Origin of the sequence: Flavicella sediminum (assembly GCF_006381105.1) — a bacterium.
Lineage (GTDB): Bacteria > Bacteroidota > Bacteroidia > Flavobacteriales > Flavobacteriaceae > Flavicella > Flavicella sediminum.
This window is the reverse complement of record NZ_VDET01000056.1, coordinates 1-1,016: the sequence shown is the minus strand read 5'-3', so window position 1 is coordinate 1,016 and position 1,016 is coordinate 1. Positions and strand designations below refer to the sequence as shown.

Below are 1,016 nucleotides of genomic sequence, written 5' to 3'. Positions count from 1 at the left end.
CTAATATCTTGCACAGCTGATAGCGCCAATTTCTGAACATGAAATCGATCAGTTACTCTTGTTGCCTTTCTAAAACAGGTACGTGCTATTTCATTCATAGATCCTGCCATGTCTAAGGTCACTTCTTGAACTTTATTTCTTTGCTTTAGAGAAATATTAGTCCTAAGAAGATGAATTATATTAGTAGCTCCTGTACCTTTAATCATTGCAACAATACTTCTTTTCTTTCCTTTTTTAGCTTTGTTTGTAAGGATGGTATAGAGTTCTCCATTAGACAAAGCAGTCTCGTCCAAAGAAAGATTAGGTCCAATATTTTCAGGATAGATAAGGTAGTCTGTTGCGTGGTCTTTTTGTTTCCAATCCTTAAAATCACTCAGTCGTTCTTTATACTGTCTCTGAAAATTCTTTCCGTTGATTCCAAAAAAGACTTCTAAGCTTCTTACACTTATTGCATTGCTATCAATTAAGTTCTTTTAAAAAAGCAGCAAACTCTGTGCTTATTCGAGTTCCCTGTGAGATAATTGTATTCCAATCTCGACTTATTTTCATTACTTGATTATCAACAGTAACATCCCATCTTCGGCGTTTGATACTCAAAGAAACGAGCATGTTTCGTATCGGATAGTCTTCAATCAAACGTGGTTCCATAAAACCACTGGCTTTATAAGTTAATTCTTTATATTGTTTTGGAATAACCTTCTTTTCTGTTAGGAAGATAGTCAACCGTTTGTCATATGTTTTTAGATGACTGTCAGTCCTTTCGTAGTCTGTGATGTCAAAATAATCTAAGATACCATCGGGTAAAAATAAGGAAATAAGGGAGTTGTCCATTTGCAATAGTTGAATGAAAATAATCATACAAATTAACAATATTCTAAATTAAGACCCAACTTTTGCACCTGATCCTAGGTAGAAGGTAGCAAGGAAACTTTTTTTAATTTATAAGACTCAAGACTCAAGACTCAAGACTCAAGACGCGTTAGGGATTGCAGTGGCATCCTTTTTATAGCTTCAAT

2 protein-coding genes are annotated in these 1,016 nt (G+C 34.4%); both read right to left on the bottom strand.

Annotated elements, in window-relative coordinates; genetic code table 11:
• The coding region (locus FGM02_RS18150) for a transposase (protein WP_449401688.1) at positions 1-416 on the bottom strand (416 nt) is incomplete at its 3' end.
• A 43-nt stretch (positions 417-459) separates the two neighbouring features.
• A complete protein-coding gene (locus FGM02_RS17830) occupies positions 460-831 on the bottom strand; it encodes an ISAon1 family transposase N-terminal region protein (protein WP_208021550.1) in 372 nt (123 codons plus the stop codon).
• Positions 832-1,016: the final 185 nt, after the last annotated feature.